General features: G+C 57.7%; 18 protein-coding genes and 1 pseudogene. 16 read left to right on the top strand and 3 right to left on the bottom strand.

All coding sequences use genetic code 11. The features are described 5' to 3' along the window. Positions 1–106: 106 nt before the first annotated feature. Complete coding sequence (locus CIK92_RS04700; RefSeq protein WP_094388333.1) at positions 107–2,023, bottom strand: heavy metal translocating P-type ATPase; 1,917 nt, start codon at positions 2,021–2,023, stop codon at positions 107–109. Between the two features lie 15 nt (positions 2,024–2,038). Between CIK92_RS04700 and CIK92_RS04705 the strand changes: the two genes are divergently transcribed. From CIK92_RS04705 to CIK92_RS04730, 6 genes are all read left to right on the top strand, one after another. Continuing rightward, a complete protein-coding gene (locus CIK92_RS04705) occupies positions 2,039–2,386 on the top strand; it encodes a hypothetical protein (RefSeq protein WP_094388334.1) in 348 nt (115 codons plus the stop codon). Between the two features lie 28 nt (positions 2,387–2,414). Next, positions 2,415–3,500: a phosphotransferase enzyme family protein gene (locus CIK92_RS04710; RefSeq protein ID WP_094388335.1), complete on the top strand. Its 1,086-nt coding sequence runs from the start codon at positions 2,415–2,417 to the stop codon at positions 3,498–3,500. 13 nt (positions 3,501–3,513) lie between these two features. Beyond that, a complete protein-coding gene (locus CIK92_RS04715; RefSeq protein ID WP_094388336.1) occupies positions 3,514–4,170 on the top strand; it encodes a carbohydrate-binding family 9-like protein in 657 nt (218 codons plus the stop codon). A gap of 16 nt (positions 4,171–4,186) precedes the next feature. Beyond that, complete coding sequence (locus tag CIK92_RS04720) at positions 4,187–4,618, top strand: Fur family transcriptional regulator (protein WP_022310053.1); 432 nt, start codon at positions 4,187–4,189, stop codon at positions 4,616–4,618. A gap of 96 nt (positions 4,619–4,714) precedes the next feature. Then, complete coding sequence (locus CIK92_RS04725) at positions 4,715–7,102, top strand: glycoside hydrolase family 3 N-terminal domain-containing protein (RefSeq protein WP_371594030.1); 2,388 nt, start codon at positions 4,715–4,717, stop codon at positions 7,100–7,102. A 28-nt stretch (positions 7,103–7,130) separates the two neighbouring features. Continuing rightward, positions 7,131–8,471 carry an MATE family efflux transporter gene (locus CIK92_RS04730; protein WP_094385785.1) on the top strand — a complete coding sequence of 447 codons (1,341 nt, stop codon included), beginning with the start codon at positions 7,131–7,133 and terminating at the stop codon, positions 8,469–8,471. Positions 8,472–8,559: 88 nt separating this feature from the next. On the opposite strand, the gene CIK92_RS04735 is transcribed toward CIK92_RS04730, so the two are convergent. Further along, positions 8,560–9,321 (bottom strand): ABC transporter ATP-binding protein, encoded by a 762-nt coding sequence (locus tag CIK92_RS04735; protein ID WP_094385787.1) that lies wholly within the window; start codon positions 9,319–9,321, stop codon positions 8,560–8,562. 1 nt (position 9,322) lies between these two features. Then, positions 9,323–10,081 carry an ABC transporter permease gene (locus CIK92_RS04740; protein WP_022310057.1) on the bottom strand — a complete coding sequence of 253 codons (759 nt, stop codon included), beginning with the start codon at positions 10,079–10,081 and terminating at the stop codon, positions 9,323–9,325. A 136-nt stretch (positions 10,082–10,217) separates the two neighbouring features. Here CIK92_RS04740 and lptB point away from each other — a divergent pair, with 136 nt between their 5' ends. The 10 genes and pseudogenes from lptB to CIK92_RS14020 form a co-directional block, all read left to right on the top strand. Then, positions 10,218–11,027 (top strand): LPS export ABC transporter ATP-binding protein, encoded by an 810-nt coding sequence (gene lptB / locus CIK92_RS04745; RefSeq protein WP_022310058.1) that lies wholly within the window; start codon positions 10,218–10,220, stop codon positions 11,025–11,027. Positions 11,028–11,155: 128 nt separating this feature from the next. Continuing rightward, complete coding sequence (gene tig, locus CIK92_RS04750; RefSeq protein WP_094388338.1) at positions 11,156–12,508, top strand: trigger factor; 1,353 nt, start codon at positions 11,156–11,158, stop codon at positions 12,506–12,508. A gap of 133 nt (positions 12,509–12,641) precedes the next feature. Continuing rightward, complete coding sequence (gene clpP / locus CIK92_RS04755) at positions 12,642–13,316, top strand: ATP-dependent Clp endopeptidase proteolytic subunit ClpP (protein ID WP_094385791.1); 675 nt, start codon at positions 12,642–12,644, stop codon at positions 13,314–13,316. Then, the gene (gene clpX / locus CIK92_RS04760; protein ID WP_022310061.1) at positions 13,309–14,553 is read left to right on the top strand and encodes an ATP-dependent Clp protease ATP-binding subunit ClpX; all 1,245 of its coding nucleotides are present in this window, start codon (positions 13,309–13,311) and stop codon (positions 14,551–14,553) included. Before clpP ends, clpX begins: the two co-directional genes overlap by 8 nt. Before the next feature lie 113 nt (positions 14,554–14,666). Next, on the top strand, positions 14,667–16,844 hold the full coding sequence (gene recQ / locus CIK92_RS04765) for a DNA helicase RecQ (protein WP_094385793.1): 2,178 nt from the start codon (positions 14,667–14,669) through the stop codon (positions 16,842–16,844). A 36-nt stretch (positions 16,845–16,880) separates the two neighbouring features. After that, positions 16,881–17,585, top strand: coding sequence for a porin family protein (locus tag CIK92_RS04770; protein WP_094388339.1), 705 nt, complete (start codon positions 16,881–16,883; stop codon positions 17,583–17,585). Positions 17,586–17,816: 231 nt separating this feature from the next. After that, positions 17,817–18,032 carry a hypothetical protein gene (locus CIK92_RS13360; RefSeq protein ID WP_144289335.1) on the top strand — a complete coding sequence of 72 codons (216 nt, stop codon included), beginning with the start codon at positions 17,817–17,819 and terminating at the stop codon, positions 18,030–18,032. Positions 18,033–18,126: 94 nt separating this feature from the next. Next, positions 18,127–18,690: a GNAT family N-acetyltransferase gene (locus tag CIK92_RS04780; RefSeq protein ID WP_094388342.1), complete on the top strand. Its 564-nt coding sequence runs from the start codon at positions 18,127–18,129 to the stop codon at positions 18,688–18,690. Between the two features lie 3 nt (positions 18,691–18,693). Continuing rightward, entirely contained in the window at positions 18,694–19,080 is a 387-nt protein-coding gene (locus CIK92_RS04785) for a VOC family protein (protein WP_094388341.1), read from the top strand. A 304-nt stretch (positions 19,081–19,384) separates the two neighbouring features. Continuing rightward, positions 19,385–19,624 (top strand): annotated as a pseudogene (locus tag CIK92_RS14020) (transposase); the annotation flags it as partial.

The raw sequence follows: 19,624 nt of genomic DNA on the forward strand, positions 1-19,624 counted from the left end.
CGACGCCGCAGACCGTTGCTGCGCGTTGACTTGGGCCCATTATGTTCAGGCAGGTTTCCTGCGCTGTTCCCTGTAATACATTGCGCTCAGCCGGGGAGCCCGGCAGCTATCGGTTGCCGCCAGCCATGAGGGCACGCATGGCGTTGAGCACAGCCAGGACGGTGACGCCCACATCGGCGAAGACCGCCATCCACATGGTGCCCAACCCTACGGTGGCGAGAGCAAGGATTGCCACCTTGACACCTATGGCAAACCACACGTTCTGATGGGCTATGGCGATGGTGCGCCGCGAGATGCGCACGGCAGTGGCTATCTTGGCGGGCGAGTCGTCCATGAGCACCACGTCGGCTGCCTCTATCGCGGCATCGCTGCCCAAGGCTCCCATGGCGATGCCCACATCGGCACGCTTGAGCACGGGGGCGTCGTTGATGCCGTCGCCCACAAACGCCAGAGTGGCACCCCGTGGAGCCGCAGCCAGCAGACGCTCCACGTGAGACACCTTGTCGATAGGCAGCAATTGGGCATGATACTCATCAATGCCAGTCTGGCGCGCCACATCGGCAGCCACAGCCTCGCGGTCGCCCGTGAGCATCACGGTATGACCCACTCCCAGAGCCTTGAGGTCTGCCACAGCCTGATGGCTGTCGGCCTTGACGCGGTCGTTGATGACTATGTGGCCGGCATAGCGCCCGTCGATAGCCACATGGATGATGGTACCCACGAGATGGCAGTCGTGCCACTCCACGCCCAGGTCGCCCATCATCTTGGCATTGCCCACGCACACGATGCGACCGTCTACCCGTGCACGGATGCCCCGACCGCTCAGTTCCTCGACCGCCTCGACGCGGCATCCGTCGGTGGCCTCACTGGGGAAAGCCTCGCGCAGCGCCGCCGCTATGGGGTGGGTGGAATAGTGTTCGACATGGGCGGCGAGATGCAGCAGTTCGCGCTCGTCGCATTTCTCGGGATGGACTGCCACCACCGAGAACTCGCCGTGGGTGAGGGTGCCCGTCTTGTCGAAGACTACGGTGTGGAGCCGCGCCAGGGTGTCCATGTAGTTGCTGCCCTTGATGAGTATGCCGCGACGCGACGCCCCGCCAAGTCCGCCGAAGAAGGTAAGAGGCACGCTGATGACCAGCGCACAGGGACACGACACGACGAGGAAGATGAGGGCCCGGTGGAGCCACTGGGCGAAGACTGCCATGCCGCCGAGGAAGAGGGGCGGAACCACAGCCAGCATGACGGCAGAGATGACCACGATGGGGGTATAGACACGGGCAAAGCGGGAGATAAACGACTCGCTGCGCGACTTCTGTTCATTGGCGCTCTCGACAAGATGGATGATACGCGACACGGTGCTTTCGCCAAACGAGCGGGTGGTACGAACCCGGAGCACACCCGAGAGATTGATGCAGCCAGAGACTATCTCGTCGCCCTCGCCGACATCGCGCGGCATGCTCTCGCCGGTGAGAGCCACCGTGTTGAGCGAAGCCTGGCCAGAGAGGATGACGCCGTCGAGAGGCACGCGCTCGCCGGGGCTTACCACGATGGTCTCGCCCACAGCCACCTCATCGGGCGCAACGGTCTCCACCGACCCTCTGCGCTCCACATGGGCGGTATCGGGGCGCACCTCTACGAGATGGGCAATGCTGTCGCGGCTGCGGCCCTCGGCGTAGCCCTCAAAGAGCTCGCCCACCTGGAAGAAAAGCATCACAAAGACCGCCTCGGCAAACTCGGTGTCGGCGCCGGGCATGAACCCGATGGCGAGGGCACCGATGGTGGCGACTGCCATCAGAAAGTCTTCATTGAACACGCGTCCATGCACTATGCCCTCGGCTGCCTCGCGCAGCGTCGACGCGCCCACGAGCAGATAGGGAACCAGATAGACCAGCAGCAGCTGCCAGGTGGGCAGCGCCAGCGCATGCTCTACCCACGCTGCGACAGCAAGCAGCAACGATGCCGCAAGGATAAGAGCCACCTTGCGACGAGAACCACTATGATGATGGTGATGATGATGTGACATACAGTATTGCTTTTAATGTTTACGGCGACAAAGGTACAAGGTTTCGCATGCAACCGGGTTGCAAACACACCCGAGACGACATTTATCTGCATTGCGGACTGCGAATTGACCGATGCGCGGCCTGCAATGATGACGGCAAGCCCTGATTTCACCGTTTCGCGACTTGCAACCGGCTTGAAGACGGTGGCGGCGCCATCCCGCCTCGCTACGGCCATTCCTCGCCGCACAGCCCTACCCGTCATTGCCACGGCCATGCCCATCGTCGCCGCCGACAGGGCCGGAGAGCGGGCTGTGACGATTTTTACGAGGACGGCAGAAGAGATAGTGGTTGAAATATTTGGCATTGGAGAAATATTATCGTAATTTTGTAGCAATTACAAATCATGAAGACATGGACGAAAAAGAACTGAAAGCTATTGTAGCTCAATTTGAGGTCGAGGCGCCCGTCATCGCGGTGGCTCCCCTGGGTAACGGACTGATAAACGACACCTACAAGGTGACGACCGAAGGCGATGCGCCCGACTACGTGCTGCAGCGCATCAACAACGCCATCTTCCAGGATGTAGAGTTGCTGCAGCACAACATCGAGGCTGTGACCGCCCACATACGCCGCAAGCTCGAGGCCGAGGGTGCCGACGACATAGACCGCCGCGTGCTCCGCTTTGTGCCCACCGCCGAGGGCAAGACCTACTGGCACGACGATGCCGACCGCTACTGGCGCGTGATGGTGTTCATCCCTCGTGCCAAGACCTTCGAGGCCGTCAACCCCGAATACTCTTACTATGCCGGCAAGGCTTTCGGCCACTTTGAAGCCATGTTGGTGGACCTCGACGAGCCCTTAGGTGAGACCATCCCCGACTTCCACAATATGGAACTGCGTATGCGCCAGCTGCGCGACGCCGTGTCCCAAGACCCCGTAGGCCGTCTGGCTGAGGTCAAGGACATGGTGGACGAGCTGGAGACCCATGCCGAGGAGATGTGCAAGGCCGAGCAGATGGGGAGAGACGGTGTGCTGCCCAAGCGCATCTGCCACTGCGACACCAAGGTCAACAACATGATGTTCGACGAAGACGGCCGCGTGCTCTGCGTCATCGACCTCGACACGGTGATGCCCAGCTTTGTCTTCTCTGACTATGGCGACTTCCTGCGCACCGGTGCCAACGCCGTGGCCGAGGACGACCCTGCCATCGAGCGCGTAGCCTTCCGCCGCGACATCTTCGAAGCCTTCACCCGAGGCTATCTCGAGTCGGCCACATTCCTCACCCCGGCAGAGCGCGACAATCTGCCCTACGCCGTTGCCCTCTTCCCCTACATGCAATGCGTAAGATTCCTCACCGACTACATCAATGGCGACACATATTACAAAATTAAGTATCCTGAGCATAATCTGGTGCGCACTCGCAACCAGTTGCAGCTCTTCCGCGAAGTATATGCTCAGCAGCAATACATGCGCGACTTCATCAACCAGTGTAAATAACCCGAAGAAAGATATGAAACATCTCAGTGTAAAGAAGATAGCCACCAGCGTGGCTCGTGCCGAGGATGTCCCGGCACTGCTCGACGCCCAGGGAGTGGAGTTCCAGCCCATCGACTGCGTAGACTGGGCTGCCGATTATCCCTATGCCCCCAAGGTAGAGTTTCGTATAGCCCACAAGGGCGATGCCGTGCTGATAGAATACCGCGTAAGCGAGCAGTCGGTGGCCGCCGTGGCTCCCCACGACAACGGCCGCGTGTGGGAAGACAGCTGCTGCGAATTCTTCTTCCAGCCCGAGGGCGGCAACGTGTATTATAATGTAGAGACCAACTGTGCCGGCACGGTGCTGGTGGGTTGCGGCGAGACCCGCGAGGCCCGCGAGGCCGCTCCCGCCGAGGTGCTCAACGCCATAAGCCGCTGGTCGTCGCTGGGACGCGCACCATTTGCCGAGCGCATAGAGCCCACCACATGGCACATGGCGCTCATCATACCAACAGGCACAGCCTTCCACTCACAGATAGCCACTCTCGACGGAGCCCGCATGAAAGCCAACTTCTACAAGTGTGGCGACAAGCTGCAGACTCCCCACTTCCTATCGTGGAACCGCATAGACCTGCCTTCGCCCAACTTCCACCGTCCCGACTTCTTCGGCACTCTGGAGTTTGAACGCTAACCACCCTACCACGCAGATGAAACCGGACGACTATGCACAGATGCTCGCCAAGCACGGCATCAGAGCCACAGCCAACCGCATCGTGATAGCCGAGGCGCTGGACCGGGCTGGCAGACCCATGTCGATGAGCGAGCTCGAAGCCAGCATCGTCACCATCGACAAGTCGGGCATCTACCGCGCCCTGGCCGAATTCTACAAGCGCCAGCTGGTACACGCCATCGAGGGTGGCAACGGCGAGGTGAAATACGAGCTTTGCCGCAGCCACCATCATGACGTCGACGACGACCGCCACGCCCATTTCTACTGCGAGGAGTGTCGCAAGACATTCTGTCTGGACCATGTGGCCATACCCAAGATAGATGTGCCCGACGGCTTCTGGGTCTCTACCATCGACTACATGGTCAAAGGCATCTGCCCCGACTGTGCCCGCAAGCGCCATCGGGGCTGACGGCATCGCCTCGCGCGCGATACCTTTTATATATATAGCGGCTGAACGCGCCCGGGAGGGTTGCTGCACATCAGCCCGACAATGGACTGACTATATATGACAAAACAAACTATGTACAAGAGCCGGCGCACTGTCCTTGTGGCGCTGGCGCTGATGCTGGCGCTTCTGTCTGGACAGCACGCAGAAGCCCAGCGCATCTACCACAAAGGTTGGATAGACTTCAACAAGAACAGACGCATGGATGTCTATGAAGACAGCCGCGCCCCGATTGATGCCCGCGTGGCCGACCTGCTGCAGCAGATGACCATAGAGGAAAAGACCTGCCAGCTGGCTACGCTCTATGGCTCGGGCCGCGTGCTCGCCGACGCCCTGCCCACCGAGGGATGGAAGAACGAGGTGTGGAAAGACGGCATCGGCAACATCGATGAGCAGCACAACGGCGTGGGCCGCTTCGGAGCCCAATACGCTTTCCCCTACAAGCGACATATCGACGCCCTCCACGCCGTGCAGCGCTGGTTTGTCGAACAGACCCGACTGGGCATCCCCGTCGACTTCACCAACGAGGGCATACGCGGTCTCTGCCACTATCGCGCCACCTACTTCCCCAACCAGACAGGTCAGGGAAGCACATGGAACCGACAGCTGATAAGGCAGATAGCCGACGCAGAAGCCAAGGAAGCCGTGGCGCTGGGCTACACCAACATATACTCGCCTATACTCGACATAGCCCAAGACCCCCGCTGGGGCCGCTGCGTGGAGTCGTATGGCGAAGACCCTTATCTCGTGGGCGAGTTGGGCAAGCAGATGGTCATCGGACTGCAAGCCCACGGGCTGGTGGCTACCCCCAAGCACTTTGCCGTGTACTCCATCCCGGTGGGAGGCCGCGACGGCAACACCCGCACCGACCCCCATGTGGGCGAGCGCGAGATGCGCACCCTCTACCTCGAACCCTTCCGCAAGGCCATAGCTGAGGCCGGCGCGCTGGGCGTGATGAGTTCGTACAACGACTACAACGGCGAGCCCATCACTGGCAGCCGCCGGTTTCTCACCGACATACTGCGCCACGAATGGGGCTTCAAGGGCTACGTGGTGTCTGACAGCGAAGCCCTCGAGTTTCTCTACACCAAGCACCATGTGGCTGCTTCCTATGAAGACGCCTGCGCACTGGCTGTCAACGCCGGTCTCAACGTGCGCACACAGTTTACCCAGCCCTCGGAGTTTATCACGCCTCTGCGCCAGGCTGTGACGAGCGGCAAGATAAGCCGCGAAACGCTCGACGAGCGCGTGGGCGAGGTGCTGAGGGTGAAGTTCTGGTTGGGGCTCTTCGACCAGCCCTACCGTGGCGACGCCGCCCGCGTAGACCGCATCGTGCACAGCGAGCCCCACCGCCAGCTGGCGCTCGACGCAGCCCGCCAGTCGATGGTGCTGCTCAAGAACGACAGCGCTACCCTGCCCCTCAGCGCGCAGATGAAGCGTGTGGCGGTGATAGGTCCCAATGCCGACGCCCGCCCCATAAGCCGCTACGGTCCTGCGGGTGCCGACGTGGTGTCGGTGGTCGACGGCGTAAGACAGCTGCTGCCCCAGGCCGAGGTGGTCTATGCCAAGGGCTGCGAGATACGCGACCCCCACTATCCCGAGAGCGAGGTGTGTGACTTTGAGATGACCCGCGACGAGAGGCTCATGATGGACTCTGCCGTCAGCGTGGCACGCGACGCCGAGGCGGTAATCGTGGTGCTGGGCGACGACGACAAGACCGTGGGCGAAGGCAACTCGCGCACTACGCTCAATCTGCCCGGCCGTCAGGAACAGCTGCTCAGAGAGATTGTGGCTACGGGCCGCCCTGTGGTGCTGGTGCTGATGGCGGGCCGGGCTACCACCGTCAACTATGCCGCCCGTCACGTGCCAGCCATCATCAATGCCTGCTTCCCCGGAGAGTATGGCGGACAGGCTGTGGCTGAGGTCATCTTCGGTGCCTACAATCCTGGAGGCCGCCTCACCTGTACCACGCCCCGCACCGTGGGCCAGATACCCTACGCCTTCCCCTTCAAGCCCGGCTCAGACGTCGAGAACAAGTCTTCGCTTTGGGGCAGCCTCTTCCCCTTTGGCCACGGACTGAGCTACACGCGCTTTGAATACTCAGACCTTGTCATCTCGCGCTCCACGATGCTGCCCACCGACAGCGTGACCGTGACGGCAAAGGTCAAGAATGTGGGCTTGCGCGAAGGCGACGAGGTGGTGCAGCTCTATGTGCGCGATGAAGTCAGCACGGTGACTACCTATACCCAGGTGTTGCGTGGCTTCGAGCGTATCAGCCTCAAGCCGGGCGAAAGCCAGATGGTGACATTCAGGCTCGGGCCTGCCGACCTGGCGCTCTGGGACAAGGACATGCGCTTCGTGGTCGAGCCGGGCGACTTCACCCTGATGGTGGGCGCCTCGTCAAAGGACATCAGGCTGACCGGCACCCTCAACGTGACAAGACCGTAAACGAAAACAAGTAAAACGAAAATCAAGAATGCAACAGACACAACGACACCATTATAAGCCCCTCTTGGAAATAGGAGTGCCCATCGTCATCGGACAGTTGGGCACCATCATCCTCGGCTTTGCCGACACGCTGATGATAGGCCACCACAGCACCATCGAGCTGGGTGCAGCCGGACTGGTCAACAACATCTTCACCCTGGGACTGCTCTTCTATCTCGGTTTCTCTTACGGACTTACCCCCATCGTGGGCCGCCTCTTCGGCATGGGCCGCACCGACGAAATCGGGCAGAAGGTGAAGAACTCGATAGTGGCCAACATGGTGGTGGGACTGCTGCTCATGGCAATGATGACGCTGCTCTACCTGAACCTGCACAACATCGGTCAGCCCGAGGAGCTGCTGCCCATCATCCGCCCCTACTTCCTGGTCAATCTGGTGAGCATCCCCTTCGTGGGCATGTTCAACACCCTGAAGCAGTTCTTCGACGGCATCACCCGCACACAGGTGCCGATGTGGGTAATGATTGGCGGCAATGTGGTCAACATCCTCTTCAACTGGCTGCTCATCTACGGCGTAGGTCCCTTCCCCGAGCTGGGCTTGCTCGGAGCCGGTATCTCCACCATGGGGTCGCGCGTGGTGATGTCGATAGCCCTCGTGGTGATATTCTTCACCGGCAGAGGCTATGTCCGCTACCGCCAGAGCCTGAAGCAGAGCACCGTGACGCGTGCCGACTTTGTAGAGATGAACCGTCTGGGCTGGCCCGTGGCACTGCAGTTGGGCACCGAGTCGGCTGCCTTCACGCTGAGCTGTGTGATGGTGGGCTGGCTGGGCACCATTCCACTGGCGTCTCACCAGATTATGATTACCATCTCCCAGTTGTTCTACCTGGTGCTATCGGGCATGGCCTCAGCCATATCCATCCGCATCAGCTACTTCATGGGGCAGAAGGAGTATGACGCCATGCGATGCTGCGCGGCCGACGGCTTCCGCATGCTGCTGGTCTTCTCTGCCGTGGTGAGTCTGCCCATCATCCTCTTCCGCCACGACATCGGCTTCATCTTCACCGACAACGACGAGGCGTGCCTCACGGTGGCGCATCTGATATGGATACTCGTCATCTACCAGTTTGGCGACGGCATGCAGTATATCTACGCCAACGCCTTGCGCGGCATAGCCTGCGTGAAGCCGATGATGTACTACGCCTTCATCGCCTACTTCTGCATCAATCTGCCTGTGGGCTATGTCTTGGGCTTCATCGCAGGCTGGGGCATATACGGCATCTGGACCGCCTTCCCCATAGGTCTTACCATTGCCGGCATACTCTTCTACCGCCGCTTCGTCAAGGAGCTCCGAGTGATGGCCGGGCGCTGACACGCTGGTCACTGCACTGCATATACGCGAAAAGGGCAAATCCGCAGATTTGCCCTTTTCGTTTTCTATCGAGTCCGAGTCAGCTGGTTCAGCCTTGCATCTCGGTGCGCTTCATCTTCTTGAGCAGGTCACTGGCAAAGATGAAGTCGGTAAGCCGCTCATTGGTCGAGCCCATGATGTCGGCGCTCACTCCCTGCCACTCCTTCGTACCTTTATATATAAAGATGATGTTCTCGCCGATACCCATCACTGAGTTCATATCGTGGGTGTTGATGATGGTGGTGATGCCATACTCGTGGGTGATGTCGGAGAGCAGATGGTCTATCACGAGCGACGTCTGGGGGTCCAGGCCGGAGTTGGGCTCGTCGCAGAAGAGGTATTTGGGATTGAGCACGATGGCTCGGGCTATCGCCACACGCTTCTGCATACCTCCAGAGATTTCGTCGGGATACTTGTTGGCTGCCTCCACCAGGTTGACACGGTCAAGGCATTCCTCGGCACGGCGCACGCGGTCGGCATAGTTGAGCGAGGAAAACATATCGAGTGGGAACTGCACATTGTCTCTCACAGACATCGAGTCAAAGAGTGCGGCGCCCTGGAAAATCATGCCCATCTCGCGGCGCATCATCACCTGCTCGCGCTTGGTCATGCCCACGAAGTCGCGCCCGTCGTAGAGCACCTCTCCCGAGGTTGGGTGCAGCAGTCCTACGAGGTTCTTCATCAGCACCGTCTTGCCCGAACCGCTCTGGCCGATGATGAGGTTGGTCTTGCCGGTCTCAAAGCGGGCATTGATGCCACGCAGTACGGTCTTGTCGCCAAAGGACTTGGTAAGATTTTTGACTTCTATCATATCAACTCAGGATTTGGGTAAGGAAAACGTCGGAAAAGAGGATGAGTACCGAACTGCACACCACGGCGTCGGTGCTGGCCTTGCCCACCTCGACAGAGCCGCCCTCGACGGTGTAGCCGAAGAACGACGACACGCTGGCAATGATATAGGCAAAGAAGGTACTCTTGATGATACTCATCCATACAAACCATGGATTGAAGGCGTGTTGCAGTCCTAAGGTCAGGTCATCGGGCGGCAAGAGATGCCCGATATAGGCTGTGCCATAAGCACCCACGATGCCCATCGCCGACGAGCAGACTACCAGGGTGGGCATCATCGTCATCAGGCCTGCTATCTTGGGCAGGATGAGAAACGAGGCAGAGTTGACGCCCATAATCTCAAGGGCGTCTATCTGCTGGGTCACACGCATGGTACCCAACTCAGAGGCGATGTTGGAGCCCACCTTGCCCGAGAGGATGAGACACATGATGGAGCTCGAAAACTCGAGCAGCATAATCTCGCGGGTGGTATAGCCCGACACCCAGCGCGGCATCCAGGGGCTCTGGATATTCACCTTCATCTGTATGCAGATTACGGCGCCGATGAAGAAGGAGATAAGCAGCACAATGGGTATCGAGTCTACGCCCAACTGCGACATCTCCTTGATATACCGCTTGGCAAACATGCGCATCCGCTCGGGCACGCTGAACGAGCGCCCCATCAGGATGAGGTATTTGCCGAAAGTGGTGAGATATTTCTTTAACAATTTGATTATCAACATAGGCTTAATGTCCGTTTTACGTTGCAAAAGTAACCAAAAAAGGTCAAAAAACTACCATGTATATAATAGTTTTTTAGTATTCTCAGTGTAATTGTCTTATTTTTTTGTAATTTTGCACGATAAACAATAGCTATTTATGGCCGATACAGACAACATGGTGATGACCCTCCGCACAGAGGGTCTTGTAAAAAGATATGGCAAGCGCACGGTGGTCAACAAGGTCGACTTCCATGTGAAGCAAGGAGAAATCGTGGGATTGCTCGGACCCAACGGTGCAGGCAAGACCACCTCGTTCTATATGACCACCGGTCTGGTAGTGCCCAACGAGGGCCGCGTAAGCCTCAACGACATCGACATCACCAACTACCCCGTCTACAAGCACGCCAGGGCAGGCATAGGCTATCTGCCCCAGGAGGCCAGCGTGTTCCGCCAGATGAGCGTGGAAGACAATATCATGGCCGTGCTCGAGATGACGCAGCTCAGCCATGAAGAGCAGCTTAGAGAGCTCGAAAGCCTCATCAAGGAGTTCCGCCTCACCAAGGTGCGCAAGAACATGGGAACCCAACTCTCGGGTGGCGAGCGCCGCCGCACCGAGATTGCCCGTTGCCTCGCCATCAACCCCAAGTTTGTGATGCTCGACGAGCCTTTTGCCGGCGTAGACCCCGTGGCTGTGGCCGACATCCAGCACATCGTGTGGCGACTGAAGTACCGCAACATCGGCATACTCATCACCGACCACAACGTGCGCGATACCCTGGCCATCATCGACCGTGGCTACCTGCTCTTCGAGGGTAAGATTCTCTTCAGCGGAAAGCCCGAAGAGCTGGCGTCAAACCCCGTGGTGCGCAAGAACTATCTCACCGACAACTTCCAGCTGACCCGCTTCACCCCCACCGAGGAAGACGAGCAGGCAGCAGCGGCCGCGGCAGCCATGCACCGCGACTAAACCCATCTGCAGACGGCCGCCAGCCGCCCGCGGATGCACTTTTCCACAAGATTATTAGGTAATGTCGCTAAAAATGAGTAATTTTGCGACTCATTCGGAAAATCAAAAATTTATAAATAGTATCAGAGATGAATATTTCATTTGAAAACCCTGACAAAGTAAGCGGTCTGCTCACCCTCGTGGTTGAAGAGGCAGACATCAAGAAGGATGTCAACAAGACAATCGAAGACTATCGCAAGAAGGCCAATATCCCCGGCTTCCGCCCAGGTAAGGCCCCATTAAGCCTCATCAAGCGCCAGTTTGGTATGAGCATCAAGATGGACGCCATCAACAAGTTGGTAGGTGAGCAGCTGCAGAAGTACATCAAGGACAACGACATCCAGATGTTGGGCGAGCCCATGGCATCAGAGTCACAGGTGCCCCAGGACCTCGAGAAGGACGGTCCCTACACCTTCAAGTTCGACATCGCCATCGCCCCCGAGTTCAAGTGCGAGCTCACAGGCCGCGACAAGGTAGACTACTACCAGCTCAAGGTTGACGACGAGCTCATCGACCGTCAGGTAGATATGTTCGCTTCACAGGCTGGCAGCTACGCTCCCGGCGACCACTACGAGGAGAACGACACCCTCAAGGGCGAGCTGCGCGAGCTCGACGAGGCTGGCAACACCAAGGAAGGCGGCATCGTAGTCGAGGACGCCATAATTATGCCTTCTTACATCAAGGTCGAGGACCAGAAGAACCTCTTCGACGGCGTTAAGCCCGGCGATGTAGTGACCTTCTCTCCCCGCAAGGCTTATCCCGAGAACGACGCCGAGGTTTCCTCACTCCTCAAGATAGACCGCAAGGAGGTAGCCGAGCACACCGGCGACTTCAGCTATCAGGTCAAGGAAATCAACCACTTTACCAAGCACGAGGTTAATCAGGAGCTCTTCGACCGCGTATACGGCGAGGGCAACGTGGCCGACGAGGCTGCTTTCCGCGCCAAGATTGCCGAGAACCTCAAGGCTCAGTTTGAGGTCAACACCGACTTCCGCTTCCTCATGGACGTGCGCAAGCACTGCGAGAAGAAGGTCGGCAAGCTCGAGTTCCCCGATGCCCTGCTCAAGCGCATCATGCTCGCCAACAACAAGGACAAGGGTGAGGAGTTTGTAGAGAAGAACTACGAAGCCAGCATCAACGAGCTGACATGGCACCTCATCAGAGAGAAGCTGGTTGCCGCCCAGGAAATCAAGATTGACGACAACGACGTCAAGGAGACTGCCAAGGAGGCTGCCCGCGCCCAGTTTGCACAGTACGGCATGAACAATGTGCCCGACGAGTACCTGGACAACTACGCCACCGAGATGCTCAAGAAGCAGGAGCACATCCAGTCGTTTGTGGAGCGCGCCATCGACCGCAAGCTCACCGAGAAACTCAAGGGCGTTGTCAAGCTCAACGTCAAGGAAGTGACCCTCGACGAATTCAACAAACTCGACGCATAAAAAGAAATTAAAAAAAAACTTCTTAAAGATAAGGAGGTTGTCAACTTTTTTATGTATCTTTGTTCTTAGAACAATGCATAAAAGAGTAGGCAACCTCTCTTTGTTTTCATTCATTACATATATTATTATTATCATGAATAGAGATTTTCGCAAGTATGCCACCCAGCATTTAGGCATTAACGGCATGGCACTCGATGATGTCATCAAGTCGCAGGCACAGTACATCAATCCCTATATTCTGGAAGAGCGCCAGCTCAATGTCACCCAGATGGACGTATTCTCACGACTCATGATGGAACGCATCATCTTCCTCGGTACCGAGATTGACGACTACACCGCCAACACCCTGCAGGCCCAGCTGCTCTACCTCGACTCTACCGACCCAGAGAAGGATATCTCCATCTACATCAACAGCCCCGGCGGCAGCGTCACTGCCGGACTGGGCATCTATGATACCATGCAGTTTATCTCGAGCGACGTAGCCACCATCTGCACCGGCATGGCTGCCTCGATGGCTGCCGTGCTGCTCACAGCCGGAACCGAAGGCAAGCGACAGGCACTCACCCACAGCCGAGTGATGATTCACCAGCCCCTCGGCGGAGTACAGGGACAGGCGTCCGACATCGAGATTGAGGCCAAGGAGATTCAGAAGTTCAAGAAGGAACTCTACACTATTATCAGTGAGCACTCACACACGCCCTACGACAAGGTATGGCAGGACAGTGACCGCAACTACTGGATGACTGCCCAGGAGGCCAAGGACTATGGCATGATAGACACTATATTAACACGCAAGAAGAATGGCTAAGAAGAAAGTATGTAGTTTCTGCGGCCGCGACGAGAGCCAGGTCAACCTCATCATCTCGGGGCTTCACGGCTTCATCTGCGACGACTGCGCCAAGCAAGCCTACGAGATAGCCGAGTCGACCGGAGCCTATGGCAGCGCAGCCGCCAACAAGAAACCCACCGACGCCTTCACCCTCAAGGAGATACCCAAGCCCCGCAAAATCAAGGAGTACCTCGACCAGTATGTCATAGGCCAGGACGACGCCAAGCGATTCCTCTCCGTGGCTGTCTACAATCACTATAAGCGACTGCAGCAGCACATCGACGACGACGGAGTGGAAATCGAGAAGAGCAACATCATGATGGTGGGCAGCACAGGTACCGGCAAGACGCTGCTGGCGCGCACCATAGCCCATCTGCTCAACGTGCCCTTCACCATCGTCGACGCCACCGTATTTACCGAAGCCGGATACGTGGGCGAAGATGTCGAGAGCATCCTCTCACGACTCCTCCAGGTGGCCGACTACGATGTGGCCAAGGCCGAGTGCGGCATCGTCTTCATCGACGAGATAGACAAGATAGCCCGCAAGAGCGACAACCCCAGCATCACCCGCGACGTGAGCGGCGAGGGCGTGCAGCAGGGTCTGCTCAAGCTCCTCGAAGGCACTATGGTCAACGTGCCGCCCAAGGGAGGCCGCAAGCATCCCGACCAGGACTACATCCATGTCGATACGCGCAACATCCTGTTCATCTGCGGTGGAGCCTTCGACGGCATCGAGACCAAGATAGCCCAGCGCATGAACACCCACGTGGTGGGATACAACTCGGTGCAGAACGTGGCACGCATTGACAAGAACAACCTCATACAGTACGTCACGCCGCAGGACCTCAAGTCGTTCGGACTCATCCCCGAGATTATCGGACGCCTGCCCGTGCTCACCCACCTCAACCCCCTCGACAAGCCCGCCCTGGAGCGCATCCTCGTAGAGCCCAAGAACTCGATAGTCAAGCAGTACATCAAGCTGATGGCCATCGACGGCATTGAGCTCACCTTCGACCAGGCGGCGCTCAACTACATCGTCGACAAGGCGGTAGAGTACAAGCTGGGCGCACGCGGACTGCGCTCAATCGTCGAAGCCATCATGATGGACGCCATGTTCGAGCTGCCCTCCAAGCGTACCAAGACATTCGAGGTCACCCTCGCCTACGCCAAGGAACAGATGGAGAAATCCAATTTCCAGAAGCAGGAAGCCCAGTAATCTGCCCGGTGGGACCGCCCCGGGCAGCCCCACCGTCATCAGATATATAATTATCAGTAATTCTATCTCCCCCACCCCAGTTCCTTGGAGAAAGAAAACTGCTTTATATCAATATGACAGACAACATAAATCTTTCGGAAAAACTAAAGCACTATTTCGGCTTTGACTCGTTCAAAGGCGACCAGGAAGCCATTATCCGCTCGCTCATGGCGGGGCACAACGTCTTTGTGCTCATGCCCACCGGCGGAGGCAAGAGCCTGTGTTACCAGCTGCCGTCGCTCCTCATGGAGGGCACTGCCATCGTCGTGTCGCCACTCATCGCCCTGATGAAAAACCAGGTAGACGCCGTCAATGGCATCAGCGAGCACAACGGACTGGCCCATTACCTCAACTCGTCGCTCACCAAGGCGCAGACCACACAGGTGATGAATGACGTGCGCAACGGCCAGACCAAGCTGCTCTACGTGGCTCCCGAGTCGCTCAACAAGCCCGAGAACCTGGAGTTTTTCAAGTCGTTCAAGATTTCGTTCTATGCCATCGATGAAGCCCACTGCATCTCGGAGTGGGGACACGACTTCCGACCCGAGTACCGCAACCTCAGACCCACCATCAACAAGATTGGCAACGCGCCGGTGATAGCCCTCACGGCTACTGCCACCGACAAGGTGAGAAGCGATATCAAGAAAAATCTGGAGATACAGGACGCCATCGAGTACAAGAGCTCCTTCAACAGGCCCAACCTCTACTACGAGGTGCGGCCCAAGACCAAGGAGATCAACAAGCAGATTGTGCTCTTTATCAAGAAGCACCCGGGCAAGAGCGGTATCATCTACTGTCTCTCGCGCAAGACGGTAGAAGAACTGGCTGCCGAGCTCAAGGCCAATGACATCAAGGCGGCGCCCTATCATGCCGGCCTCGACAGCGCCACGCGCTCGCAGACCCAGGACGACTTCCTCATGGAGCGCATCGATGTCATCGTGGCCACCATAGCCTTCGGCATGGGCATCGACAAGCCCGACGTGAGATTCGTCTTCCACTACGACATACCCAAGAGCCTGGAGGGATACTACCAGGAGACCGGACGCGCAGGCCGGGATGGAGGCGAGGGCATCTGCATAGCCTTCTACTCCTACAAAGACCTGCACAAGCTCGAAAAATTCATGGAGGGCAAACCTCTCAACGAGCAGGACATAGGCCGGCAGCTGCTCCAGGAGACGGCAGCCTATGCCGAGTCTTCAGTATGCCGCCGACGCATACTGCTCCACTACTTCGGCGAGGAATATGACAAGGACAACTGCGGCAACTGCGACAACTGTCTGCACCCCAAGGAGCGCATAGAGGCACAGCAGCAGTTGGTGATAGCCCTCGAGGCGGTGCTGGCGCTCAAGGAGAATTTCCGCCAGGAGTATGTCATCGACTTCATCAAGGGTCGCGGCACCGACGACATCGTATCCCATCACCACAACGAGCTCGAAGAGTTCGGCTCGGGCGAGGACTTCAACGAGAAGCTCTGGAATCCCGTCATCCGACAGGCCATGATAGCCGGCTACATGAAGAAGGATGTGGAAAACTACGGACTGCTCAAGGTCACACCGTCAGGACGGCGCTTCATCAAGTCGCCTCACTCCTTCATGGTGGTCATGGACACCGAGTTCAAGGACGAATACGAAGACGACGACGCCCAGGGAGCCATGGCAGCGCTCGACCCCGAGCTCTACGAGATGCTCGTCAGCCTGCGCAAGAAGGTGGCCAAGCGCCTGGGGCTCGCACCCTACGTCATCTTCTTCGACCAGTCGCTTGAGCAGATGGCGACCATGTATCCCGTCACCCTGCAGGAACTGCAGAACATACAGGGCGTGGGTGCAGGAAAAGCCAAGAAGTATGGCGCCGAATTCTGTGACCTCATACGACGCCACTGCGAAGAATACGGCATCGAGAGACCCGAGGACATACGCGTAAAGACGGTAGCCAAGAACAGCATGGTCAAGGTCAAGATTATCCAGAGCATAGACCGCCAGATAGCACTCGACGACCTGGCGTCGGCCATGGGACTCGACTTCGACGAACTGCTCGACGAGATAGAGAGCATCGTCTACAGCGGCACCAAACTCAACATCGACTACTTCCTGCGCGATGTGATGGACGACGACGCCATCGACGACATCTTCGACTACTTCATGGAGGCCGACACCGACGACCTCGACACAGCCGTCGAGGAACTGGGAGGCGACTACACCGACGAAAACATACGCCTGGTGCGCATCAAGTTCATCTCAGAGGTAGCCAACTGACAAGACATTACACAACCCATTAACAAGCAATAAGAAATGAAAAAAATCATGACGAGCCTCGTGCTCGCACTCATAGCCACAGCAGCCCTGGCTCAGCAGAAGCAGGGCTCGTTCTCCTTCGTGCCACGCGTGGGAGTGACCATCGCCAACCTCACCGACAACGACCTGATGCTCGAGCGCGGTGGAACCATCAAGTCTAAGTCCAAGCCCGGATTTGCCGTGGGCGCCGACGCCTTCTACCAGCTCACCGACCAGGTGGCGCTCTCGGCGGGCGTAGTCTACACCTCGCTGGGCAGCAAGTATCACGACTTCGACGAGCTGCGCGCAGAGCCGGCAGAGACCGATGAGGAAATCAAGTACACTGCCTACACCGACTACTCTACCACGACTACCTACATCGCCGTGCCCGTCATGGCGCATGTATATGTGGCTCAGGGACTGGCGCTCAAGGCTGGCGTACAGGTGGGCATGCTCACCTCGGCCAAGAGCGGCTACACCACATGCGACTTCACGCAGAACCGCACCACGGGAGTGCGCACCTACAGCCAGGTGGTCACCAAAAATGAAGACAAGTCCAAGGACGGCTACAGCAAGACCGACTTCAGCATACCCGTGGGCATCTCCTACGAGTATATGAACGTGGTGCTTGACGCGCGCTACAACCTGGGACTCTCCAAGGTGCATAAGGACCTCGGTTCCAAGAACCGCTCGTTCACCTTCAGCGTGGGCTACCGTCTGTAAGGCGTCCGCGCCGTCAGGCCGGCCATCGGCAAACGACCCGAAAGGGCAAAAGCAACCACCGCAAGATTGCTTTTGCCCTTTTTTGATGGCTTTATATCTTATTTCATGCCACCATACACATATTTCGTGCCCCCGCCCACTCCTTTCATGACCTAAAATACTGATTTCATGACCCCGATGTTTTTTATCATGACCTCCGCGACTTTTCTCATGACCCCGTCAACTTTTCTCATGACCCCGTCAACTTTTCTCATGACCTCTACCGATGCCGAGGGCCACTTGCCCGACGCGTATCGTCCGAAACGAGCATCCGTATCGTTCGACACGTGCATCCGCGCCTTACGTTACGAGTCTCCGCGTCATACGTTACGAGCCGCTATCCACGCCTCCCACGGTCGCCATGACAGTGAGGCAAGGGCTTGGGATGATGAGAAAATAGGCAAATAGTTTGGCGGTGTTAATCTTCCTATGTAACTTTACAGCCGCAATGACCGAGGGCGGCGCCAGAGCCCCCTCACCCACACCACACATCAACGACAATATGGAAACAGCGACAATACTACTCCGCCGATGGCGGGAGACCGACGCCGAGGCGCTCTACAAGTACGCTTCCGACCCCGAAGTGGGGCCGCGAGCCGGTTGGCCCGCCCACCGGTCGGTCGAAGAGAGCCTGGAGATTATCCGCTCTGTCTTCGCCAACGACTCGACCTGGGCGATAGTGCTCCGCGAGACGGGCGAAGCCATCGGCTGCATAGGCTACTACACCCACGCGACGAGCAACATCGACATCGGCACCCACGACTGCGAGGTGGGCTACTGGCTGGGGCGCCCCTACTGGAACAGGGGCATCTGCACCGAGGCGCTGCGGCTCATGGTCGACTACTGCGTCAACGTGATGCACTTCGACAACATCTACGCCGACCACTTCACGGGCAATCCAGCATCGGGGAGGGTCATGGAGAAGTGCGGTTTTATAGACACGGGCCGCCTCAACCGGTGCAGCCAACTGCTGGGCGGCGACAGCCAGATGGTCAGGGTGTACCGATACAGCCCAGAGGAACAACAGAACCGGGGCAACATGGTCAGCAAACATACAAACTCATAAGAGATGAAACTCAACCACATACACCATGTAGCCGTAATCTGTAGCGACTACTGTCGGTCCAAGCGCTTCTACACCGAAGTGCTCGGGCTCGAAATCCGTAGCGAACACTATCGCAGCGAGCGCGACTCGTGGAAGGCCGACTGCTACCTCGGCGACACCTATGTCGTAGAGCTCTTCTCCTTCCCCACTCCACCCGCGCGCCTCACCTATCCCGAGGCTGCGGGGCTGCGCCACCTCGCCTTCGAGGTCGACGACATAGCCGCGGCGGTAGCAGAGCTGGACGCCCGCCACATCGTCCACGAGCCCGTCCGTACCGACGAGTACACCCACAAGCCCTTCCTCTTCTTCAGCGACCCCGACGGTCTGCCCATAGAGCTCTATGAGAAGTAAGGGGCAAGGCGCAACACCAGCCGGCGTCATCAGCGGCTATTACCTGTGGTGGAAAAGGAAGCATCGCGCGGCCTGATAACCATCCGGGAAGACAGATGATGCGGCAAAACCAAATCCATGGAACTGAAGATGGGGTGGTTTTGTCGCATTCTTCGTTGGGGAAGGTTGGGATGGGGCCCACCCTGGCTCCAATCACAACGGATATCACACTTCATACATTTCCCCTGCCATTTCATACAACCTCTGGGCTGGCGCACCCGCAGGCAGATGCGTTATATTATCTTTGTGTCAAGAACTTCGGCTGTCCGCATGGTTCAACCGCCTGCAGATTATCGACTCCACGACAATAAGCCTTTTTTCCAACCTCATTTTCAAAGGCGTAGGCAGGCATCCCAAGACCGGGGAAAAAGAAGGGTGGCATAAAAGTGCACACCAATATCCACGCTAACGAGTTCGTGCCGTCTGACATCAAGTTCACGTCAGCCGCAACCAATGACAGCTTTATGCTGAAGCCCGCGAATTATAACGATGGAGATATCATTGC

It is taken from the genome of Prevotella sp. P4-67, from assembly GCF_002251325.1.
In the GTDB taxonomy this organism is placed as follows: Bacteria; Bacteroidota; Bacteroidia; order Bacteroidales; family Bacteroidaceae; genus Prevotella.

Bases quoted from the DNA above. Each gene is read 5' to 3' on its own strand.
- CIK92_RS04780 (WP_094388342.1), top strand. From the start codon at position 18,127: ATGGAAACAGCGACAATACTACTCCGCCGATGGCGGGAGACCGACGCC.
- CIK92_RS04770 (WP_094388339.1), top strand. From the start codon at position 16,881: ATGAAAAAAATCATGACGAGCCTCGTGCTCGCACTCATAGCCACAGCA.
- lptB (WP_022310058.1), top strand. From the start codon at position 10,218: ATGGCCGATACAGACAACATGGTGATGACCCTCCGCACAGAGGGTCTT.
- CIK92_RS04715 (WP_094388336.1), top strand. From the start codon at position 3,514: ATGAAACATCTCAGTGTAAAGAAGATAGCCACCAGCGTGGCTCGTGCC.
- recQ (WP_094385793.1), top strand. From the start codon at position 14,667: ATGACAGACAACATAAATCTTTCGGAAAAACTAAAGCACTATTTCGGC.
- CIK92_RS04730 (WP_094385785.1), top strand. From the start codon at position 7,131: ATGCAACAGACACAACGACACCATTATAAGCCCCTCTTGGAAATAGGA.
- CIK92_RS04785 (WP_094388341.1), top strand. From the start codon at position 18,694: ATGAAACTCAACCACATACACCATGTAGCCGTAATCTGTAGCGACTAC.
- CIK92_RS13360 (WP_144289335.1), top strand. From the start codon at position 17,817: ATGACCCCGTCAACTTTTCTCATGACCTCTACCGATGCCGAGGGCCAC.
- CIK92_RS04725 (WP_371594030.1), top strand. From the start codon at position 4,715: ATGACAAAACAAACTATGTACAAGAGCCGGCGCACTGTCCTTGTGGCG.
- tig (WP_094388338.1), top strand. From the start codon at position 11,156: ATGAATATTTCATTTGAAAACCCTGACAAAGTAAGCGGTCTGCTCACC.
- clpP (WP_094385791.1), top strand. From the start codon at position 12,642: ATGAATAGAGATTTTCGCAAGTATGCCACCCAGCATTTAGGCATTAAC.
- clpX (WP_022310061.1), top strand. From the start codon at position 13,309: ATGGCTAAGAAGAAAGTATGTAGTTTCTGCGGCCGCGACGAGAGCCAG.
- CIK92_RS04740 (WP_022310057.1), bottom strand. From the start codon at position 10,081: ATGTTGATAATCAAATTGTTAAAGAAATATCTCACCACTTTCGGCAAA.
- CIK92_RS04735 (WP_094385787.1), bottom strand. From the start codon at position 9,321: ATGATAGAAGTCAAAAATCTTACCAAGTCCTTTGGCGACAAGACCGTA.
- CIK92_RS04700 (WP_094388333.1), bottom strand. From the start codon at position 2,023: ATGTCACATCATCATCACCATCATCATAGTGGTTCTCGTCGCAAGGTG.
- CIK92_RS04705 (WP_094388334.1), top strand. From the start codon at position 2,039: ATGTTTACGGCGACAAAGGTACAAGGTTTCGCATGCAACCGGGTTGCA.
- CIK92_RS04710 (WP_094388335.1), top strand. From the start codon at position 2,415: ATGGACGAAAAAGAACTGAAAGCTATTGTAGCTCAATTTGAGGTCGAG.
- CIK92_RS04720 (WP_022310053.1), top strand. From the start codon at position 4,187: ATGAAACCGGACGACTATGCACAGATGCTCGCCAAGCACGGCATCAGA.